Source organism: Paenibacillus alba (assembly GCF_013204855.1).
Lineage (GTDB): Bacteria > Bacillota > Bacilli > Paenibacillales > NBRC-103111 > Paenibacillus_E > Paenibacillus_E alba.
The window spans coordinates 1-21215 of sequence record NZ_JABMKZ010000062.1 but is presented as its reverse complement, the minus strand read 5'-3'; the positions used below and the strand labels follow the sequence as shown (position 1 = coordinate 21215).

19 protein-coding genes are annotated in these 21215 nt (G+C 40.9%); 2 read left to right on the top strand and 17 right to left on the bottom strand.

Going from position 1 to position 21215, the window contains the following annotated elements; all coding sequences use genetic code 11:
* Positions 1 to 257: 257 nt before the first annotated feature.
* The 6 genes from HQN90_RS36550 to HQN90_RS36525 all read right to left on the bottom strand — a co-directional run bounded on the left by HQN90_RS36550 (position 258) and on the right by HQN90_RS36525 (position 6138).
* Positions 258 to 1112, bottom strand: a complete 855-nt coding sequence (locus tag HQN90_RS36550) for a GNAT family N-acetyltransferase (RefSeq protein WP_173227751.1) — start codon at positions 1110 to 1112, stop codon at positions 258 to 260.
* Between the two features lie 102 nt (positions 1113 to 1214).
* Positions 1215 to 2165 carry a hypothetical protein gene (locus HQN90_RS36545; protein ID WP_173227750.1) on the bottom strand — a complete coding sequence of 317 codons (951 nt, stop codon included), beginning with the start codon at positions 2163 to 2165 and terminating at the stop codon, positions 1215 to 1217.
* 17 nt (positions 2166 to 2182) lie between these two features.
* A complete protein-coding gene (locus tag HQN90_RS36540) occupies positions 2183 to 3142 on the bottom strand; it encodes a hypothetical protein (RefSeq protein WP_173227749.1) in 960 nt (319 codons plus the stop codon).
* 3 nt (positions 3143 to 3145) lie between these two features.
* Positions 3146 to 4039: a helix-turn-helix transcriptional regulator gene (locus tag HQN90_RS36535; RefSeq protein WP_246363007.1), complete on the bottom strand. Its 894-nt coding sequence runs from the start codon at positions 4037 to 4039 to the stop codon at positions 3146 to 3148.
* Positions 4040 to 4154: 115 nt separating this feature from the next.
* On the bottom strand, positions 4155 to 4331 hold the full coding sequence (locus tag HQN90_RS36530; protein WP_173227747.1) for a hypothetical protein: 177 nt from the start codon (positions 4329 to 4331) through the stop codon (positions 4155 to 4157).
* 892 nt (positions 4332 to 5223) lie between these two features.
* The gene (locus tag HQN90_RS36525; RefSeq protein ID WP_173227760.1) at positions 5224 to 6138 is read right to left on the bottom strand and encodes a phosphotransferase; all 915 of its coding nucleotides are present in this window, start codon (positions 6136 to 6138) and stop codon (positions 5224 to 5226) included.
* A 327-nt stretch (positions 6139 to 6465) separates the two neighbouring features.
* Between HQN90_RS36525 and HQN90_RS36520 the strand changes: the two genes are divergently transcribed.
* Entirely contained in the window at positions 6466 to 7944 is a 1479-nt protein-coding gene (locus HQN90_RS36520; RefSeq protein WP_173227746.1) for an amidase family protein, read from the top strand.
* A gap of 1026 nt (positions 7945 to 8970) precedes the next feature.
* Here HQN90_RS36520 and HQN90_RS36515 read toward each other — a convergent pair.
* From HQN90_RS36515 to HQN90_RS36500, 4 genes are all read right to left on the bottom strand, one after another.
* Positions 8971 to 11511, bottom strand: coding sequence for a Spaf_1101 family AAA-like ATPase (locus tag HQN90_RS36515; protein ID WP_173227745.1), 2541 nt, complete (start codon positions 11509 to 11511; stop codon positions 8971 to 8973).
* A gap of 413 nt (positions 11512 to 11924) precedes the next feature.
* On the bottom strand, positions 11925 to 12392 hold the full coding sequence (locus tag HQN90_RS36510; protein WP_173227744.1) for a hypothetical protein: 468 nt from the start codon (positions 12390 to 12392) through the stop codon (positions 11925 to 11927).
* Between the two features lie 343 nt (positions 12393 to 12735).
* Positions 12736 to 12966, bottom strand: coding sequence for a hypothetical protein (locus tag HQN90_RS36505; RefSeq protein ID WP_173227743.1), 231 nt, complete (start codon positions 12964 to 12966; stop codon positions 12736 to 12738).
* A gap of 219 nt (positions 12967 to 13185) precedes the next feature.
* Positions 13186 to 13536 carry a hypothetical protein gene (locus tag HQN90_RS36500; RefSeq protein WP_173227742.1) on the bottom strand — a complete coding sequence of 117 codons (351 nt, stop codon included), beginning with the start codon at positions 13534 to 13536 and terminating at the stop codon, positions 13186 to 13188.
* A gap of 255 nt (positions 13537 to 13791) precedes the next feature.
* Between HQN90_RS36500 and HQN90_RS36495 the strand changes: the two genes are divergently transcribed.
* Complete coding sequence (locus tag HQN90_RS36495; RefSeq protein ID WP_173227741.1) at positions 13792 to 15057, top strand: IS110 family RNA-guided transposase; 1266 nt, start codon at positions 13792 to 13794, stop codon at positions 15055 to 15057.
* Between the two features lie 393 nt (positions 15058 to 15450).
* Here HQN90_RS36495 and HQN90_RS36490 read toward each other — a convergent pair whose 3' ends face one another.
* From HQN90_RS36490 to HQN90_RS36460, 7 genes are all read right to left on the bottom strand, one after another.
* Entirely contained in the window at positions 15451 to 15960 is a 510-nt protein-coding gene (locus HQN90_RS36490) for a GrpB family protein (RefSeq protein ID WP_173227740.1), read from the bottom strand.
* 400 nt (positions 15961 to 16360) lie between these two features.
* Positions 16361 to 17197 (bottom strand): PdaC/SigV domain-containing protein, encoded by an 837-nt coding sequence (locus HQN90_RS39155; RefSeq protein ID WP_173227739.1) that lies wholly within the window; start codon positions 17195 to 17197, stop codon positions 16361 to 16363.
* A gap of 343 nt (positions 17198 to 17540) precedes the next feature.
* On the bottom strand, positions 17541 to 17861 hold the full coding sequence (locus HQN90_RS36480; RefSeq protein WP_173227738.1) for a hypothetical protein: 321 nt from the start codon (positions 17859 to 17861) through the stop codon (positions 17541 to 17543).
* Positions 17862 to 18126: 265 nt separating this feature from the next.
* A complete protein-coding gene (locus tag HQN90_RS36475; protein WP_173227737.1) occupies positions 18127 to 18561 on the bottom strand; it encodes a hypothetical protein in 435 nt (144 codons plus the stop codon).
* Positions 18562 to 18828: 267 nt separating this feature from the next.
* Positions 18829 to 19158 carry a hypothetical protein gene (locus HQN90_RS36470; RefSeq protein ID WP_173227736.1) on the bottom strand — a complete coding sequence of 110 codons (330 nt, stop codon included), beginning with the start codon at positions 19156 to 19158 and terminating at the stop codon, positions 18829 to 18831.
* Between the two features lie 172 nt (positions 19159 to 19330).
* Positions 19331 to 19945, bottom strand: coding sequence for a CDP-diacylglycerol--glycerol-3-phosphate 3-phosphatidyltransferase (gene pgsA / locus HQN90_RS36465; protein WP_420851109.1), 615 nt, complete (start codon positions 19943 to 19945; stop codon positions 19331 to 19333).
* A gap of 194 nt (positions 19946 to 20139) precedes the next feature.
* The gene (locus tag HQN90_RS36460) at positions 20140 to 20934 is read right to left on the bottom strand and encodes a phosphotransferase (RefSeq protein WP_173227735.1); all 795 of its coding nucleotides are present in this window, start codon (positions 20932 to 20934) and stop codon (positions 20140 to 20142) included.
* Positions 20935 to 21215: the final 281 nt, after the last annotated feature.

Sequence of the window (21215 nt, the reverse complement as noted above, 5' to 3'; positions counted from 1 at the left end):
AATTAATGAGATAATGTTCTTGTCACCCGACATAGGATGATGATGATGTCTAATGACAAGAAAATAACCATTAGACTAGGTAAATAAAGTTGTAGACTGAGGCACCGGCAACAGCGGACGGCTCGAACACCTGCAGTTCCGTGTTCCCGGTGCCTTCGGATGAGGCCCGGGCTTTACGTACTATCGTTTCTCATTAACGGACATGGCTGCCAAATGGCAATCTTATAGTCCACTTCTTTAGACATAAGTTCTTTTTTCTAAACATCCAATGCCTTGAGTTCTAATCTTACAGGAAAGGTATACCCCATTGACTCTACCAACTTCATAGCTTCCTCATCCTGTTCATTAACCAGCGAATAAACTTCGTTTCGACCATTCTTAATGTGATACTCAAAACCCTTCGTTATGAGAAACTCACCCAACCCTTTATTACGCCAACGAGGAATTACGAATAATCTTTCAACTGCACCAGTTTGCCAACACATAACGCTGCCAACAAGTTCATCGCCTTCAAATGCAGAAATGGTATGTAACTCTGGACCACCCATCATCCATTCCAACATATTTACACTTCTGTATACAACGCCTTGATAAAATTGATTTTCTAACTCGGTGTATTTGATTCTTTCTTCTTTGGATTCCATTGGGTAGTATTTGACATTAACTCCAACTGGCGTCCTGACTTCAGGTATGGGGTTTTCAAGTGAACGCTTTGCTATATAATATGTTTGATACGGGTTAAAGTCCTTCTCTTCATAAAACTCTCTGTCGCCATAAAAGTCTTTCCACGCAACTACCTTAGTTTTCTTGTTTGGATTACGCAGCTTTTGACAGGTATCTATGAATTTAGGGTATAGAGCCATTCTCACTTCATCCATACGGCTTGAAGCTAATTCATTAGTGGGCATTTCGATTTCGAATACATCATGATCATCAGCTATTCCATGTCTTAAAAATCCAACACAAATTAAATTACCGTCCTCGTTAAATACACAACTCATCCTCTGATGATCGAAATCTTTATTGTACTTAAAAAGTATCCATGCTTTGTGACTTAAATTTTTAACTGATTCCTCTAATTCAGTGCAATATGGACGAACTTGTAATGACATCCTAATGTCCTCCCTGAAAGGTGTTTTTTCAATCGTAAGCAAATCGCAGCAACGGCACGGATTCGGTCTACGATCCCCGACCGCCACCCGACCAGGATACGGCTAACGCAAACCTACGTCATGACGGCGGTTCGCAGCCGTCTCACGCACGAGCTTCTTAAGCACATGGATCGCCCGTTCCTCGACGCGCTTCGCTTCTCGGAACATCTCGACCCGTTCGGCGCCCTTGACCCCAGCCGTGATAACCCGTTTGAACAGACCAGCAAGTACGCGGTATTGTTCCGCCGCCTCGCAGGCCTCCGGCCAAACTGATCCGACAGTTTCCATATAAATGGCAATGTCCCGTTTCGTCGCTGCATAAGATGTGAACAGAGACCGCGCTCCGTCCGCATCATACTCACTGTCTTCCAGCGCCGAAATGATCATTTCGTAAGCCGCTTGCCCGCAACCGTATTCATTTTTTGACAACATGATGTCATGCGTCTCCCACTTGAAAATCGCCTGGACGAACGACTCCTTGAACACTGCGAGCGGATCCATCGGGATTCGGTCATCCAATGTTTGGTAGTACCAGTAAGGCGTGCCGTTCCGGCCAAATTTGTCATATGGCAAAGTCTTGTACCCTTCAACCGAATCCGAGCCGTCCGAATAATAGAGCAATTCCCGGTCAGCGTCATATCCTGTCATGACGACGAAACCGTTATGCCAGAAAATCGCTCCCACGCCGCGATCGACAGACGCGATAATATCGGTAATAGCACGACGCCGTTGGAGCGGAAAAGTCGGCTGAAACGCGAAGCCCGCGCGCGATGACGCGGTGACCCCGATGAAATCGCAAGCAAGAAAATTTTCCGCTATCCAATTGTAAGCGGTCAGCGATTCGGCTGTCAGCCGCCGGTCAACGGTGAAACGAAATCCCGACACAGACATGCCCGCAAGCATCGGCTTTGGCATGTCGAACCAGCCTTGATGCGTCAATACGGCGTGCATCGCGTCGACATAGGACAGCGACTCCGCGTGCATATGCAAGTTTTGAAGCAAAACAACGCCCATCGAGCAACCCCCTCTCGCTATCTCGGTGTCGACTTACCCCATCGCGGAACGACGGTACGCTTCGGATCGTGCAGGCGGTCAGACAGTTTGCGGAACCGGTCCATCGCCCCCTCCTCGAGCGCGAGCGCCGTCTCAAACGCGCGCACAAGCGCCGGCACGTCAGCCATGTCCCAACCTTCGAACGTGTCCCCGATCGCTGCGTACAGCCGCGACGCTTCGACTAGCTCCGGCCACAGATGGTGGATGTCCTCCAGATAGTGCCGAATTTCATCCCGGGCATAGATGTACGATTCAATTATGTAACGCGCCCCGAACACATCGTAATCGCCTTTCAGAAGCGCCCGGATCATAAACGAATAAGCAAGCCTGCCCGAGCCAATGTCCGTATTTGGAAGAGTCTTATGCGGCGTCGTCCAATCGTCCAGCGCAAGCCGAATCGATTCGAGCGCCATCGTCTCGAGCGGCACATCTATTGCATCTGCGACGGCTTCCGCATACCAGAACCCCGTGAAGTTCAGCCCTAAATTGTCATAGAGCACGATCTGGTCTTCGTCCGACATGCCGTCCTGTACGAAAAATACGCTGTCTTCGTCGTCATAACCGCGTATGACTCCGAACTCCGGAATCCAATAAATCACTCCGATGCCACGGTCGAGCGACCGTCTAGTCCAGTCAATCGCAGCCTGCTGATAAAAGCGGAATGTCGGATGGCGAGTCCGACCGGCGTCTCGGTCCGACAGCAGACCGACGTTGTCGACGGCCGGTCCATGTTCATTCACCCAGTTGCCGTATGCACTGACGGAGAGCGGCAGCAGCCGTTCGTGAACCGAAAATTTGAATGCCATGCCGGTCAGTCCGGACAACATATATTTCGGTCCGGTGAACATTCCGGCCGCCGTGAGTACCGCGTGCAAGCTGTCGACGTACGACTTTGATTCCCTTCCTATCCTGAACTTGTCCAAGTAAACGCTCGACATTCTTTAATGCTCCCTTTCGATCCGGCTCAACACATCCGCGCACCTCTCGCGCAGTTTCACCCGCAGCCACTTCGGACCGAGGAGTGCTTCCCACCGCGCCGTCGTCAAATGCTGCAAGAAAGTGTCCGTATCGTAAAAATCGACATTATATATAAGCCGGTCATCCGAAGACAACCTTGCGGCGAATCCATTCCACGTTTCGCCGCCTGGCGGCGCTTCCGCGAGCCGAAGGCGAGCCGTGAACGGCTTGCGGACGGCAGGCGCCGTCTCGTCCGGCAGTCCGCGTTCCGCCTCCGCCGGATTGAAGCGGCGCTCTGTCACGTTTACCGAAGCAATCTGATTCAACCGGAACGTCCGTAGCTTTCCGCTCGTTCCGCAGCATGCTTCCAAATAATCCGTGTTATAGTGCGCAAACAGCCGCAACGGCCACACAACGAGATGCTCGCCGCCACAGTGAATCTCCGCCACCCGCTCTTCCCGGATCGCGTTTGAGAGCCGGAGAACGGTCTCCATCAGCCGCGGATTCGCCTGAAACGAAGGTAGTCTACTGTCCAGGACCATATCCTGTCCGCCCGTGAACCGGTCCAGCAGCTGCGCAACGCGGCGGACCTGGTCTGCGTTATCGTAATCGTACTGATTGTATCGGTTGGCAAGAAAACGGAGCACGTTTTTTTCTTCTTCCGTCATGTATAAGCTCGGCAGCACGTAGGCCCGGTCCTCGTACATGTACCCGCGATGTTTCGCGACGTAGAGTAGCGGCGCGCGGAGCGTGTTCTCCATATATTCGATGTCGCGCTGGGCTTGCCGCCGCGAAATTTCGAAATGTTCCGCAAGCGCTTGGCTGTTTGGATACCGGGATTCCCGAATCCGCTGATCGAACCACTGAATCCGGTGCATGTTGCTCAACCGAGACCGTCCCCTTCCGTGTACCATTCGTTCATCTTTCTTAGATCATTAGACCACTCCCACGGCGGTTCTGGCAACCGATATTCGTTCGGAAATATGAGTCCCGTTACTTCAAGGAAGGAACGGGGGCTCGGCTTACACGCGTCGCGTCGTTCAAATAAGCGCTGCTTCGACTTTTGCTTGATCTACGCCGTGGCATCGCTTGCAAACTTTGATTTGCTCGCCGTCCGATTTTGTCCGCACGTACAACAGCTTGATGCGCGTCGCGGCGCAAATCGGGCAAGTACCGCGTCCCCGGGATGGGAGGCTCCAGAGCACGCGACCGCGTTTTGTTTTCGACATGGATAGGTCCCCCTTTTCTCTGAGTGTCGTGTAACGATGTTGCTTCCCCAGTATATAAAAGGTGGCGCGACATATGATGTCGTATCAGTTGATCATTGTTATGTGTTTGTCCTAAAGCCTTGCTCTTATTTCTTTTTTGAGCCTCTATCCGGCTCTCGTGTTCCGCTAAGTTAGAAAAAGGCCTCGTAACTCTCTAGGGGCAGGAAGGCGCAGGCTTCACACATACATATCCTATAGTCTTTAACAACACGTGTACTTCTTGGAAAGAGTTCGCTCTTCATATGATTGCAGGGGGCTGTCGGGCATATATTGGTACACTATGGAAAGTAGGAAATCAAATTGCTGTTAATAGTGCTTCCCAGTTTTATAAGTCTGTATTTGATACTACTATTATTAATTCAGTCAATGTTATGCTAAATGCCATAGAGGATGAACAGTACCAAGACATATACATATTTTGTGGTCTTCATTTTAGTACAGAAAAAGACACAATATAGTATCCAACGAAAAAGTAGTAGAGGAACTTATTATTTCACTTAAGTGATGGATTAATTATGTCAATGATGTAGAGTCGACAGAGCTCTTAATTTCAGCTTTAAAAAATATAAAGTTTCTTAACAAAGAGTTGACCCCATTTTTTCAGATGTCTGGTGTAATAAATATTCTAGTAGTATCTGCAGTTGTTATCAAACAGATCGAAGAAAAAAATATGTAACTTGAAAATCAATGAACTAATCTACCCGATAATCGAAAAAGCTGCCGATCATCTACTATCGACAGCCTTCTCTTATGTATTATTCAACTATCGTTCCCAGTTAGCGGAATGACATTTCTTAATCAGCGAGAGCACGTTTTATGATCGCTTTTGCTTCAGCAACCAACTTTCCATCTTTATAATCAATTGCCTGCATCATGATCAAAATGGGAATGTATATGGCTATCAATCGAGCTAATATTTTCGTTTCTTCATCGACATCCCCATATTCTTTGAAAAAGTCTGAACGCGCATCCGGAGGCAAAAAGCTATACGCGACATTCAAGTCGCAAGCAGGATGTCCGATATTGATATCTCCCCAGTCGATAATCCCTGAAACTATTCCATTCTCGTCTACCAGCATATTTTTAAAATGAAGGTCTCCATGGAGGAATACGTTTTTGGGTTTCACTTTTTCAGTTCCAAGCTGTTCCAAATAGTTCGATAATTCACGATACTCTTCTTCACTAAAATGAAGGGCAAGGTCGGAAATGAATTTATGCAACTTTTCTTTACGCATTGCAATATCAATCAAATTTCTATGGTCATGTTGAACTCCATTTTCTTGGGCAATTTGCACAGGGAATGCATGTAAGCTTTTTAAAAATTGCGCGAGCGTTGTTGCTGATAACGCACGTTGCTTGTCAGTTAATCCGATTGGAAACTCTCCTGATAAATAGGGGTAGCCTAGGAAAGGTGCAGGATAATTATAATCCCCTCCCCCAAAAAATAGCGGTAACGAATATGCAATGGAACAATAATCTTTAAGCTTAGGTAGTATCTTTCCTTCCATCCTTAAACGATTAATTGCAACTTCTCTTCTTGGAAAGCGAAATACATATTCGGCCCCGACAAGAAAAACAGTGTTATCCCAGCCGTATCCTAGTTTTTGCACGCTTTGTGAAGCTAACTGCGGAAACTGACTGCTTATTAATTTATGAGCCAATTCTTCTGATACTTCCCATTCCGCATCCCATTGATTCGTACTTCCCATACCCATTTATCGACTCCCTCACGAAAATAGAAAATAGGCTCGACTAGCCTGTTCCATTTACAACATCATATCATTAATTTGTTCTTCTGTTCGAGAACAACCTTACCGTCTGTTCCTCTATCCTGCCCGATAGTTCAATGAGTTTGCGTTATTTTTCTGAAATGACCAAACCACTATTTCCTGCCACCCTTTCAGAATAGCCAACGTCTTCAGCCCATTATGATACTTTCTTTATCTAAAAGAATTCTCCCTTTCTCCAAACAAGTTTGTCTGTTACCATAAATTAGTTAACAACAAATTTAAGGATCTAGGGGAGCGACAAAGTAAATGAGCATCAATATACAAGATAGGATCCAAGAAGCTGACTTCGCAAGCATGCAGGCAGCTATGACTCGGGGGGAATGCACTTCAGAATCTCTCGTTCGAGCGTACATCGAACGTATTCATAGATACAATCCCCTAATCAATGCCGTTCTAGAGATCAATCCAGATGCCCTTGAAATCGCAAGGACTCTTGATTATGAGCGAAATACAACAGGCATTCGGGGGCCGCTGCATGGAATTCCCATCCTGCTAAAGGATAACATCGATACGCACGACCGGATGCATACGAGTGCCGGATCAGTCGCATTGGCAGAGTCGTACGCTGCAGCGGATGCATTCGTAGCTGCAAAACTTCGAACGGCAGGAGCAGTCATACTAGGAAAGACAAATATGACTGAGTGGTCTAACTTTATGGCTAACCGAATGCCAGCGGGATACAGCTCACGGGGCGGATATGTGCTGAATCCATACGGTCCCGGAAAGTACTTCGTCAACGGCTCCAGTTCAGGCTCAGCTGCAGCCGTAGCTGCGAATCTCTGTGCGGCCGCCATTGGCACAGAAACCGCTGGTTCAATTGTTGGGCCGGCCAGCCAGCATTTCCTCGTCGGTATTAAGCCTACTGTTGGCCTTGCGAGCCGTAGTGGCATCATCCCTATCTCCATAAGCCAGGACACTCCGGGGCCGATTGCCAGAACAGTTACCGACGCAGCGATTCTACTTGGGGCGATTACAGGGATTGACGAGAACGATAGGGCTACATTAGCAAGCCAAAATTACATTCCTGCTGACTATACCGCTTACCTCGAAGCTGGATTTCTGCGTCAAGCACGTATTGGGATTCCTAGGCATTATTATCGTGTGTTAGACGAAGAAAGAAAATCCATCATGGAATCCGCCATTGATGTTCTACGTAAACAAGGCGCCACAGTCATCGATCCCGTCGAACTCTATTTGGAGCAACATCCTTGGAACAATGACGTTATCACCTATGAATTCAAGGCAGGGCTGAATCGCTATTTATCACAGCTACATGCGGATGTACCCGTGCATTCTCTCCATGAATTGATTTCTTATAATCATAAGCATGCCACTTCTGCATTGAAATACGGACAAGAAAATCTCATTCGCTCTGAACAAAATATGATGAACGAAAAGACCTATCTGCTAAAGCGTCAGGAATATAACCACCAAGCAATAACCCAAGGAATAGACTATTGCCTTGATCAATACGGCTTGGATGCGCTGATGCTACCTGGGGATATAGATGGTATGTACATTGCCGCCCGGCTAGGTTACCCCCTTATTACCGTTCCCGCTGGCTATTCTGAAATAGGAATAATCGATACGGACGGCGATTCGACCCAGGGACCCTTCGGTGTTGTCTTCTCCGGGAGAGCCTTTAGCGAGCCAACGCTAATCAGTATCGCTTATAGTTTCGAGCAGTCGACCCTCCAGCGCCGCTCGCCCATGCTGGATAATTGAACAGCATTCCCAATCAATTGCAAAGGTTTTGTAAAGAGGCTGCCGATCATGCCGGCAGCCTCTTCTCTTCCTGATGTTTTATGAAGCTATCGGTTGCAATAGGTAAGCATTTGATGTGATCTCCAGCTTTTCCCCTGCGCCACACCGGACGTGCCAGTTTCCCGGCATCCGGCGTTCCCTCTAACTGACTTTACTAGATCATAAGTTCCTCGTTACTCAAGGATATAGACTGTTAGGTCATCCTAGTAGCTTGCACTGTGGCATCCATTGATGTCCCCACGTTCCTACCTGATCGGTGCAATTCACGCTTGGAAAACAATCGTTCTTTTCAGTTAGACTTGGGGCTATTCCTCCACTCCCATTACAGGAGTTTCACCAGTCGTGCCCCTGCCCTCACAAGGATTAATGTATTTCGGCATGCGCCTTATAACAACCGTTTTGGGTAACAGCCCTTGTTGCAACGTCCCTTGCTTTCCAAGTCCCTTACATCCTAGCTATTCTTTCTAGACTTAGGTGCTTCCTCCAAGCCTGTGAGACCAATGCCACCATTGTTCGGCATAGCGTATTTCATAGAAGAAATTCTTACTTTACGCCGCTCACCCCATCGTTTGATGGTGCATATGTTTCCATATGCTCTAACTTTAGACCTGTACATTCGGAAGTTCGTCAGTTCAGTCTGTTTGAACATTCTCACCATATCTAGTTTTTCAGCCGCGCGACATATCCGTTGGCATACCTTTTTCTATTCGAATGGCTATAGCCTTCGTTCTGCCGAATCTACCTGTACTTCATACCTCATATTCTGTTAAACATGACGCACGCAGGAGTATTGGCGGGATGGTTTCGGGATACATGGTTCCGTCGTTCCCATCCTTGGTTGTAAAGTTAAGATTACTCGTGTAATCTCCTGCTTTTCGCACTGTTTGGTGCTTATAGCAGAACTTGTCGTACTTCCTCGTTAGCTTAAGCTACTTTCCCCACATTGGGAAAAGTCCAAACAAGGCGGTGAGCTGTGATTTTATTGACCTAGATTATATTATGTTGCAGATTACTATAGGTTTCAGCTTTATGTTTAAACGAATCTATTCCACCTTCTAAATTATTTAATACATGTTTTAGAATAATTAAATCAGAAGGATATCCAGTTCTTTCAACCCAACCATGATCACTATTCGAGTTCATTACAATTATTTGTTCTGCATCTGCATTAGTAACTATCGTAGAGCTATGTGTCACAATGATAACTTGCCTAGAATTTTTAATTTGCCGCAGACTACTTACTAAATTTTTATAAATATACTGATTGTCCAAGTTATCTTCTGGTTGGTCAATAATCAGTGGTGTATTGTCGTTGACATGATGCCCAAATTGAAAAACAAAAGTAAGAATTGCCACTACTTTTTGACCTAATGATAAATCGGTAATGGGTTTCATAATAATTTTTGGATTTTCAAGTAATTCCCTCGAATTGACATTGAATTCAAGACTGAATTCATCAATTATTTCAAAATATTTCTCCAAACTTAAGATGAGCCTTTCAGAATGTAGCGTGAGTCCATTACGAATTTGTTCAAATACGTTTGAAATATTCGTATTATCAATATAGTTCAGATGTCTTTCAACTTCTCGATTTGTAATGTCTACTTCATTAATAAACGATTCGATTTTTATATGTTTTTGTAACTCCTGATAATTTCCTTTAAGCAAAAACTCTAAAAACTCTAAGTATGAGATTCTGTTGCACATTAAGTGAACGTAACGAGTTACATCATCCCATGAAAGATAGGTATTTGCTACCCTTTGATTGCCTGATAATGGTCGTAAGATACCATTTAAATAATACGATGTTTCTTTTTGCTTGGGAGAGTAAACTATTTTTAAAACTTTATCATTTATCATATTAAAATCACTAATTTTGGAATCAACAACTTGCTTTCTTTGCCCTGTTTCTTTAAGCATTTGAGTTAGATTATTACGTAAAAATGGCAGTTTGCTACGACTAGACTTACTATTAAATGTTTTTATAAAATCTTGAATGCTCGTATAGTTAACTCCGTATAATATTGTATCTTTAATAAAATCGCTTATTTGTCCTGAGTCTATCTTGCTTACTAATCCATTTATCGAATAACCTCTCCGATATATTTTTTGAAGTGTTTCGTGTGTTTCTTTATTATTCAGTTTCGTGAATTTGCGTAAAGGCTCGACTTTATAAAGATTTAACCATTGTTTACTAAGTTCTAACTCATCTTCATTTTCAAAAGCTTTCTCAAGAAAAAAATCTCCATTGTAATCCGTTTCATTTTGAACTTGTGGTATGAACTCGGCAATATAATCATTTTGAGCACAGCAAAATACGAGATAGATTTTCCGATGGCTTGAAACAAACTTCAACTTTTTTATATCATCCGAATGTAATGTTAAAATAATTTCAATTAAATTAAGAATAGTACTTTTACCGGTCCCTCGGCCACCGATAATACAATTTAAATCTTTTGAAAATTCGACAATACACAATTCATCTGAATCTCCTTCTTGAGCTTTTAGAAACCCACTCCGACCAGATTCCACAACCAATCCCTTGATAAATTTATCAACTTTATTCGGCTTATCTGTATAGATACTAATTTTATGGTTATTTATTGCATTTTTGAGTGCCGCGAATGATATCTCACTAAATTTAATCCACGTATTTTTCTTTCCCAATGAAGATATCTCATGTGAATCACTTTCATAGATAAATCCGATTTTGTTAGCCATTTCTTTATTATATTTATATAGACGTTGAATGACGCTCTGTTTTGAACTTAGAGTTGTAATGCCAATGACTTTCATGTCTTTTCTTGCAAACAATGTTTTATTATAACCTTCGCTTCCTAACAATTTTGAAGAGTTTATATGTGCTAAATAGCTAATGCCATCTAACTCCTTAGCTATTCTTTCACTTATTAAATGGCTTGTGTAATAAGTCCCATCTACTTCGTTGATGATACATTCATCAAGAAATTTTTGTACCTCAACATATTTCTTCTCATCAAAAATAGCTACAAGGTGATTTTTTTCTGAACAAGAAATTTCTACACCAAGAAATAAACAAACACGTTTTTGGGTTTTCCCTTTCAACCTCTCCTTGAAATAGAAGTCTAATGCAAACTTTAATTTCGGGAACCCTTTTATAGTATTATGATCAGTTACAACCGCTACTTCAATTCTGGATTTATATAGTTTATGTGCAATTAAACTGTATGTAAAAAACTCTTTAAATGACTCATAAGGCATTCCATCTTTATCTAGTTTATTTAAGTAGTCATCAGATTTATAATGATCGATTGTTGCAATTATTTCATCGGCCGCATCTTGGGAAATGTATTGTTCATTAACCCCAAGTTGGATTATCTCAGAAATATCTATTTCATTGTACTCGCGGTTTATGCTACTCTCAATAACTCTATAATCATGAGAAGCAGGAGTATGGAAGTGCACTTCACATTTTTTAAGTTTCCCATATTTCCTCCGGGATTTTTCCATCAGATCGTAAACTTTCTCTAATCTTCGAGTATCTTCCATATTCTATCTCCACTGGTTAAAGTTATTTTTACTTATAATTATATTTGCTTTACAGCATTAATAATAGACAATTTTCTCAATCTGAACAGATGCAACAAAAAAGACCATTTTCACAAAATGGCCCTTCTTTTTGGATATAGAATATGAAACAAACTAACCATAATAGTTTTATCTATACTAGAGTACAGAAAAACCAACCGATCCATTTAGTTGACGATCTTAAAGCACTAATCTTCCAATGAAAGTAAAACCCAACTGTGAAAGCACGGCGGGCAAGTAGCAGTATTCCCCCCGACTCGTTATCATCCAACCCCTTATTCTACAACATCCCCCCGTTATCCTGCCCGTTAGTTCAACGCCACCGCCAGTTTTACAACTTGTTTATGTCTAGCGTAATAACGAGTATCTTAAATTTATGAGTTTACTTCTTTCTTCTGCTCCTGAACTTGAACAATAATACTACCAAAGATTTTTTCTCCAATATAAGCATCTAATCTCCAAAGACCAGGAGAAGGTAGTGACATTATTGATGGAATGTGTGCATCAGCCCCATTGTTAGGTTCACCTATTGTTGCTGCTGAAAGAACTGTGATTTGTTCTCCTGTATCTTTACTTGTGCCCGTTACTTTTAATGGACCTTGAAGTTCTTCAGCCTTCCCCCAAAAGTGCCACATATATTTTTGTTTTTTGTTCGGGTAGAAACGGGTCACTTCACTGTGATCATAGATAAAACCCAATCTTCCTTCTTGTCCAATCATGGTATATGTACCTGATTTAAACAAAGGACTAATTTCCCATTCCTTGTTTTCAGGATCGGGCTTCTCTATTGTGCATCCAGTTAAAAATAGCAATATAAACAAAACACTCGCTATTAATCGCATTACATCCTCCTTTAAAAATAAATTACTAATTTCTGTTTACACAAATAATTTTACAATATATTACAATTCCTGTCATTAAACTGAACAAATAAAACAGATACCAAAGCTACCCTTATTAGGCAAGAAACGAATACCTCAAATTAATTACTATTTCTTCTCGTAACCCAAAACTATTCCCCACACATTATTAATGGATAGTCGTTAAAATAAACTACTGTCTAATGGCACATGCTGCCACCACGCTAAACTGCCCGTTACTTCAATAGAAAAAGGAAGCAGATGCCGGTCGCGGCGATCTGCTCCCTGGTTATTTCACTAACGTTCCCCGTTAAGTTGAATCGTGTTAGACTCCATAGAAATCTTTTAACTTTTGCCATGTCTCGAACCAAAAGGTTTTCACTTTATTGGGTTTCGAAATCTCTATCTCAACATCGTTTTTAATTATATAAACTTTACCATCTCTAGTATTCAAAGTATCGCCAAATCCAAAAGCGATATCTAGGCTATCTTTTCTATACTGTTCTTCTCTTGTATCTGACCACTCCGCCTTGCCAACCGAAAAATTTTTTTTCAATATCCCTTATCTCTCCCGTTTCCGATTTGTCTACACCAAGTCTGCTCAAATAGCTGCTGCCGGCAGTCTTTTTTTTTTGTGCTATAGTTCTCCGTTAGTATTCCTATAAAAAATATTATCAGGAGAAACCTTTTCAACGACAGTTCCCCTTTGCTTTTATTTTAAATGGCGGCTGCCGCGGTGTCTTTATTCTGCTATCGTTTCCGTTAGTTTTATGATTTATAAAGGGTTATCACATTTCCATTCTCCAACAAGACTTGAAAGATCGTCTACATACATATTTAGATGAAACACAAGCTGTTTAATTCCTTTAATGCCAATAATGTGAACTGATCCGATAAGTACCTCATCTGTAACGTCCCAATCATTTTCAATATAATCCGCAGGAACTTCATACTTCCGCAGAAAAAAATGGGCAACATTTTTATCTTGGCTATTCAAATATTTTTGATTTTCAATAACTTGTACTTTTACGAATGCACGATTATTATCTGATGATGCACTAATTTCACAAGCCAATCCTGTTCCGACCAATAAACTGCTGATTTGCTTAACATCTAACTCCTTCATACATAGACCTCCAAAAGGCACTCAACTTCCCTAATATATTCTGTTGTGCATCCCCGCTATCCTACCAGTTACTCCAGTAAAATAGGGATCGTCAGACTGCGCGGCAGCTGCGATCCCTATTTAAGAAACGTTCTCCGTTAGATTCCTGTAGATGGATAAATTTCAGCTTTGTAAAAAAACGAGCGCCTCTGTACGATGGAAGTACGCTACGGGTCAAAAGCCCTTTAATTCCATCATCCAGGAGGACGCTCTACTATGAAGTTTAAATCACAAGATAAGCAAAATCAACTCATTGAAAACATTACCTTTAATCATATTGTTGTTGGTGTAGACATTGCTCAAGAGACTCATGTTGCCAGAGCGGTTAACTTCCGTGGTGTCGCTCTGGGTAATCCTTTAGTGTTTAGTAATGACGAAGATGGCTTTAAGTCGCTCGACCGTTGGATTGGTGACTTGTTAGCTTCATATGAATTATCCCAAATTATCGTTGGTCTGGAACCGACTGGGCATTACTGGCTAAGCCTTGCCGGGTGGCTTAAAAATAGAGCCATTGAAGCTGTACTTGTTAATCCTCATCTAGTTAAGAAGAATAAAGAAAACCGCGACAATACACGCTCTAAAAGCGACAAAAAAGATGCTTTAGTTATTGCCGACATGGTGAAAAACGGCTACTACTCCCCTGTCCGTTTCCCCTCCTCTGAGTACGAGGAGCTGCGTGTACTCATGGCTAACCGAGAAACCGTCGTTAAACGACTTGTAAGTACCGTTAACCAGATCCACCGCTGGGTCGACATTGTCTTCCCTGAACTGAGACAAGTCTTTAAGATCTTAACTTGTAAGGGTGCATTGTTAACCCTACGGCTTTTTCCGCTCCCGGCTGAGCTATGTAAACTAAGTCCTGACGATGTCATTAAAGGATGGCAGAATTCCATGAAGCGGCATTCTGGTGTGCGTAGAGCCCATCTACTCATCGATCTTGCCAAGAAAACTGTTGGATCTAAGCAGGCAACACAAGCTTACAAACTCCATCTAGAGCAGCTCCTTGAGGAGCACGACTTAGCCACTAAACAACTGCAGAGGATCGAAAAAGAAGCCAAAGACGTTGTTGAACGTATCCCCTATTCAGGCAAAATCCTTGCCATTACTGGAATAAGTGCCATTGCTCTAGCTGGTATTTTAGGAGAGGCTGGAGATCTTAGAGGTTATGCGCACGGGAATGCTCTACTCCGTCACGCAGGTCTCAATGTGACCGAAGCAAGCTCGGGTAAATGGAAAGGACAACTGAAGCTCAGTAAACGGGGCCGTCCACGACAGCGTCACTTTCTCTATTTAATTACAATGTGCATGGTCATGAGTAACCAAGAATTTAAAGCCTTACACCACTACAATGTTCAGGTGAAAAAGCTTAAAAAGATGAAGTCTATCATGAAGCTGTGTGGAAAACTAGCTCGACTCTTAGTAGGAATGGCTCGTAGTGATGAAGCCTACAACCCCGATAAAATCTTTGCAATAGCAGCTTAAAACAAACCTTATCTCACGTAAGTTGGCGTATTCGCAGGAGACAAAGAAAGCACGGAGTATCGGGATACATTACGCAAAAAGGCTCTGACCTGTTCCGTTAGAAAGACCGACCTCCACCCCTTAGATAGATGTGACGAAGGAATTATAGGGCAATTGACCCTCTGAGACATGGGAGTGAAAATCGCTAAGGGCACTGTGGAGAATACGTGCAGCATTTGGAATGTATTGGGTGATTTAGCCCTCACCTCTGTTCCCGCATGCCTTTTTAGCGACACATCCTAATATATCTCGCTATCTTTCATTCATGTACGAAACCTAAAGGATGAAATCCTGCGAATAGACGAGCTTGCGTGAGATAATTAAATCATACCGAGGGAGCGTAGTAACTTATTTTTATGTATTAGCTCTTAATGCCTTGAATTCAGGCGTTTCCAATAACCATTCGAAGAACGTATTTTTACCTTTACGATAATCATCCATTTCTTTCCCATCGAAGTCCTTCTTTAACTCATCGTATTTTACCCTGTAATTATCGTTCTTCAATAACACATCTCGGAATATCCAAAAAAAATCAAACTCAGTATTAATGATAGTTAATTGAACTCCCAATGGTGGGTCAGTTAGCTCATCATTGAATGCTCTAAAAGAATCCGTACTTATACTACCGTCGTTAATTGAATACAATTGCGAAAGTACGTGAACAGCAGACAGAAATTCCTCTTGCTTTACCCGAACTTGAATGTCCAAGTCTCCTTTAGTCAGACTATTAGGAATAGCTGTACTCCCCACATGCTGAACATCTGCTTTTGGCAACAATGCTTCTATTATTACCTTTTGTTCTAAGAATAATTTTTGTGCTTTTTCATGAAAAATGCTTTGTTCAGAAAAATTAACAATTTCCATATTCAATCCCCCTCATAGTCCCTCTTTCATAAACTCCTTAGTTGGATAACTTCGCGAAAGTGATTGGAAATCCCTTGAAAAAATGAGGAATACTGAAGAATTCTGCCCGTTAGCTTAACCGTTAAGGTCAAGACTTCCCTACAATCAATCTGTAAGCGATAATGTTCTTATTCCCACGATAGGGAGTAAACAAATGCGTAAGGTGGGTTATTTATCGCGAATTTTTTGGCTTTAATTTTTGATAAACAAATTGAAGTCCAAGCTGGTATTAAAATACATACCAAAAGACTCGATAAGGCCGGTCTTAGGTGAACGAAAGGCTGATTTGGTTATTAGCGATACTGTGGCGATGAAAAAAGAACCACCCTACGATAGTTAGTCGCAAGTTGGTTCACAAACTTTACTGAGCAGAATTATTGATTTCTTTCCATATTTCATATTCATATTTTGCATTATTTGATAAATCCTCGTATTTAATCTCAAATTCCGCGTGATCACCTATAACATGTGCAACTTCTACACTAATTCCTATTGAATCTTTAGTCAAGTATGTCTTAATTTCAGACTCATTCGAGTCTGCATTGTTCAACATTTCAACCCATTCTTGATTGGTATGTCGCTCAAACGTATCGCTCTGTTCTAAAATGGTTGATTTTAAACTTCCTTTTTTTAATTTTGTTACAAAGTCTTCATCAATATTAATAAGGTCTTTTAATTTCAAAGTGATTAACTTTTCCATATCAATATTGGTAGAGTAGAACTGGTTTACAGGATGTGCTGCACCTTCATCATAACTATATCCAGAATACTGAATACTCAGAAGGTTTTTACTTTCCCAAGCAATACGATAATTAATATCCCAACTTAAATTATTAATTTCTTCCTGTGAAAAATCCTTCAAATAACCATATGCATTATCTTTTATTATTTGATTAACTTTATTTTGCTTAACATTATCACTTAAATTATTAATTTGAGGATAGTGTATTATAATGTTCTTATTATTCGTATAGATTTCTTTTACAATTTCATAATCCGTAGGGTTAGAAACAACTGAATCATCCTTACCAACATCCTTTTTCTCTTCTGAATCGGGTAGAGAATCTGGTGTAGGTTTTGGCGTTACTGTTGTAGGAGTAATGATCTGACCATAAGCATTAGTATCCCTATCATTTCCGCATGCTACCGTTAATGAAGAAAAGAGTATTAAAAGAGCTATTAAGCTGCTTTTTTTCACTTAAAACGCCCCTGCCTTATGGTTTAGGTAATACCGTTAGTTGTAGTCTTCAAAAAAGTCCTGGCGATCTAAAAGAAATAAATCACTAACAATACCGTGATGGAGATAATCCAAATCTGTTTTCTCTTCGACATCATTGTGTCATCCCCTCAACATTTAGTTTCTTTAAAAAGATGACGAAGGGAGTAAGTAAAAAGTTTCCACATTCTTACTCACAATGCTATTTCACTAATCTGCCCTTAACTTCAACGAACGACGGCAGCCGTTCGTATTGCCGTGCCGTTATGTCATGATTGAACTATAGTTCACCGTTGGAGTTGAATGGTTTTAAAAGATAAATATACTAACTATCGAATTTACCGAAAACATCGTGAAGCAGTTTATACTGTAATTTATTGAATTCTTTCATTAACTCCTCAGCATTATTAGAGTATGTACTCTGTATATAGAACCTGCTGCAAGTATAAAAAAGGGCAAATACCATTTCTTTAGAAACCATCTTCTCATCATGAATGGATTCCTTGTATACATCTAAAGTTGAATGAAGTTCTTCAATTAATGAGTAGTCAATTAAAGCATTCCCATTACCAGCTTGATTCCCCCTTAACTTCACTGAAAGGTCAATACAAATTTTTTTTATCTTCTTATCCAAGTTTGTTTCCACATTACCCCTCCACTCGTGATTAAATGTATATTGTTATATTACCACGTTTTGGAAGTTCTCTGCCCTTAATTCTCCCGTTACTTCAACAGACAAAGGCACCCGATCAAGTACCGGATGCCATCATGTTGTGATGGAACTATACATTTCGTTAACCTACAATGACTGATGCACAAAGACGAATTTGTTATCCTGCCTGCTATCATGAAATAGGTAGCCGTTTATGTTCGTCTGTCTAATTTGTATTAATTACGCTATCATTCCTGCGTTAGCCCAATACAAATAGGTCATATGGATCCAAGTGTTTAGTCACCTTGTCTAACTCAGAGGAAGGGAACCAGTCATTTTCTACAGAGGGACCATATTTAATAGTATGTATGACCGAATTGGAAGATAGAAAGATGTTATGATGAATTAATGGCTTGAATGTCACACTTTCTCCTTCTCTTAATATGCACAAATGTAATTCTGCATCTTTTCTTTCTGCATATACAATCCATCCTGATTGAACAACATAAAGCTCTGATACTAACTTATGATAATGGCTATTCTGCCAAGCGCCCATCTCAGCAGCTACTGTCCGACAATACGAACTTCCATCCACTGAACAATTTAATCTAAATCTGCGCTCCCCATTTTCCATAAGGTCAAACTTAGTTTCGATACCATAAAAACGCGCATCTTCTTCAGATATCCGTTGCATAAAAATCCCCCAAAAATAAATTTCTAACTATTAAATTCTTGATATGTCCAACTTTATATTAACACATATTGTAAGTAACCTGCCCCTTAGTTGAATGGCGAAAAAGAGACCCACAGCAACGCGCTGAGGGTCTAAGGTTTATATTTAAAAGGGGGTCAAGCTTTATTATAGGCTTAATTCATTTAATATCACATGAATGTAAGATTTCAATTATGTTACATTCTTTTAATTCTCGTTCTTTCGTTAGCTGAAGAGGATATTAATAAACTACCCATCTCCTTTTGCAGACTTGAACAATTCTTTATTAGGATTATCACTACAACTTCTAAACATTTCTAACTGAGGCGGGTTCCTATAAAAAAATACATTTCCGCATTCATTACATTGATATACTGACTTAGATAAATTAACTGCTAATGATCTAACTCTCATTAGTGCTTTTTCTTTGTCTTCTGGAGTTGAGCCTGTTTTTTCAATGGCATCATCAATTTCATCTAGAAAATTAAACCAATCTTGATCTGAAATTACGTGTGCCTTATACGGCAAGTAATCGGTCTGGTCATATATTGGATGACCACACTCACACAAGAATTTCATCCTAAAACCATCCATTCTTTTTGTTGATCAAATTCATTCTATTTTCGATATTTTATTGCACTATCCTTCACATGGTTGAGAAAACGCCAGCCTTTCACAGCTGCCGTTTCTTTGTGATTGTTGAGCTATAGTATCCGTTAGTACAACGGTTTATCGGTTCGTTGACGAGATATCATAAGTTATCCAATTGCAGTTTACGATAATTGTTTTTCATGTACGTGTATCCAGAATAAACCGTCAAACCAACAGCTAATATCATGATCAGAAAGTCAATTGGGTAATTTGTGAAATAGTAAAACGGAAAATTCCCTAATAAAACTGCGGCAATTGCAACAACCTGTAGCACCATCTTCATTTTCCCATGTTTATCGGCTGCAAGTGCCACTCCCTTTGCCGCTGCAATAGTACGAATGCCAGAAACCATTACTTCCCGACCAATAATCACAATCGCTATCCATGAAGGAATCATATTCTGTTGAACCATCATTACCAACGCAGCCGATATTAATAGTTTATCAGCTAGCGGGTCTGCAAGCTTACCGAAATTCGTTATCTGATTATATTTGCGTGCTATATAACCATCTAACTTGTCTGTTGCTGATGCAATGATAAATATTGCGATTGCCCAATACAGTCCATACTGATTTATGTAATTCAAAAAGCCAAACTGATCCACCATCCAAGATGGGTAATGTTGAAGTGCCAGCATGAAAAAAGGAATCATCCCAATTCTTAAGACTGTTATTTTGTTTGCAAGGTTCATGTCATCATCACCCACTAGATTCATTTTGTTGTTATCTCCATATTACCATAACTTGGATGTAATCTGTCCTTTCGTTTAATAACAAAAAGAGACCCACAGCAACGGGCTGCAGGTCTAAGTTTATATTTTAAAGGGGGGCGGTTTTTATTATAATTAATACCTGATGAAAATAAGATTTCAATCGTGTAACATTTACTCAACTCTCCGTTAGTTGAACCTTAAATCCACTCATTTCCGTATTTATGAATGAATTTAATCTCATTTTGATAATGTTCAAGGTGTCCTTCATCTATCATTTTTTGAAAAGCAATGTCCCCTTCACTGGCTTTTCTTTCCATGTATTTACATAATCCCTCTAAACGTAGCAATACCGTCTCCAAATAATCTTCTTCCATCCCCTCAATACCATAGGATTCAAAAAACAATTGAACTCTTTGTTTTATATGTTCGGCATCGTGTAATGGATTATAATAAACTGCCTCACCTGTTTCGGTATGATAAAGCCTGCTTAAAGGAACGCAAGTGTAAAGAGTATACGCTATGTCCCAAAGTCTTGGACCAGGAGCAGCAACATCAAAATCAATTATACCTACTGGTTTCTCATTATTAAAAATTATATTATAGATGGCAAAATCATTATGACAGATAATCTCTATGTTATTTGGGGTATTATCCATTGGTTTCCATTCATCTGATAATGGAAAGTCACTCACAGCATCATGATATTGGCGGAGCATCTTCGCTATTTCTTTTAAAACATCATTAGACCACATGTATTCTTTTAAAGGATAATTGCCAGCTTTTCCTTCAATAAAAGATAGTATCTCTCTACCTTTTCCATCAATCCCTAAAAACTTTGGTGCATAACTAAAACCTTTGTTTTCTAAATGATTTAATAACTTATGAATTTTGGTACTGTCTGGCTTTAAATCGCGTCGAACAGTATCTGCCGAATGGTATACGTTTGAGACATTCCCTCCTGTTAGCATTTCTTCGTTTTCATGGTGTGACATCTAAATATTCCTCCCTAATATGACTTTCTATAAAACTTAAAACAAATGTGCCAAGTCATAATAGTTCCATTATGCTATTTATTCCCAACAAAGGAAAGTGAGTAGATAGTTAAAGTTGAATTATCCTGCCCTACACGGAGTCGGCATAATTCGCACTAAACTGCCCGTTAGCCGTTCATGCAGCGCAAGACCAGCGCTGCACCACAGAGGATGAAAATGGATAAAATCCGTCAATACTTCTACTACGGCTGGGTGAGGAAGGTCGATCAACTATGGTGCGT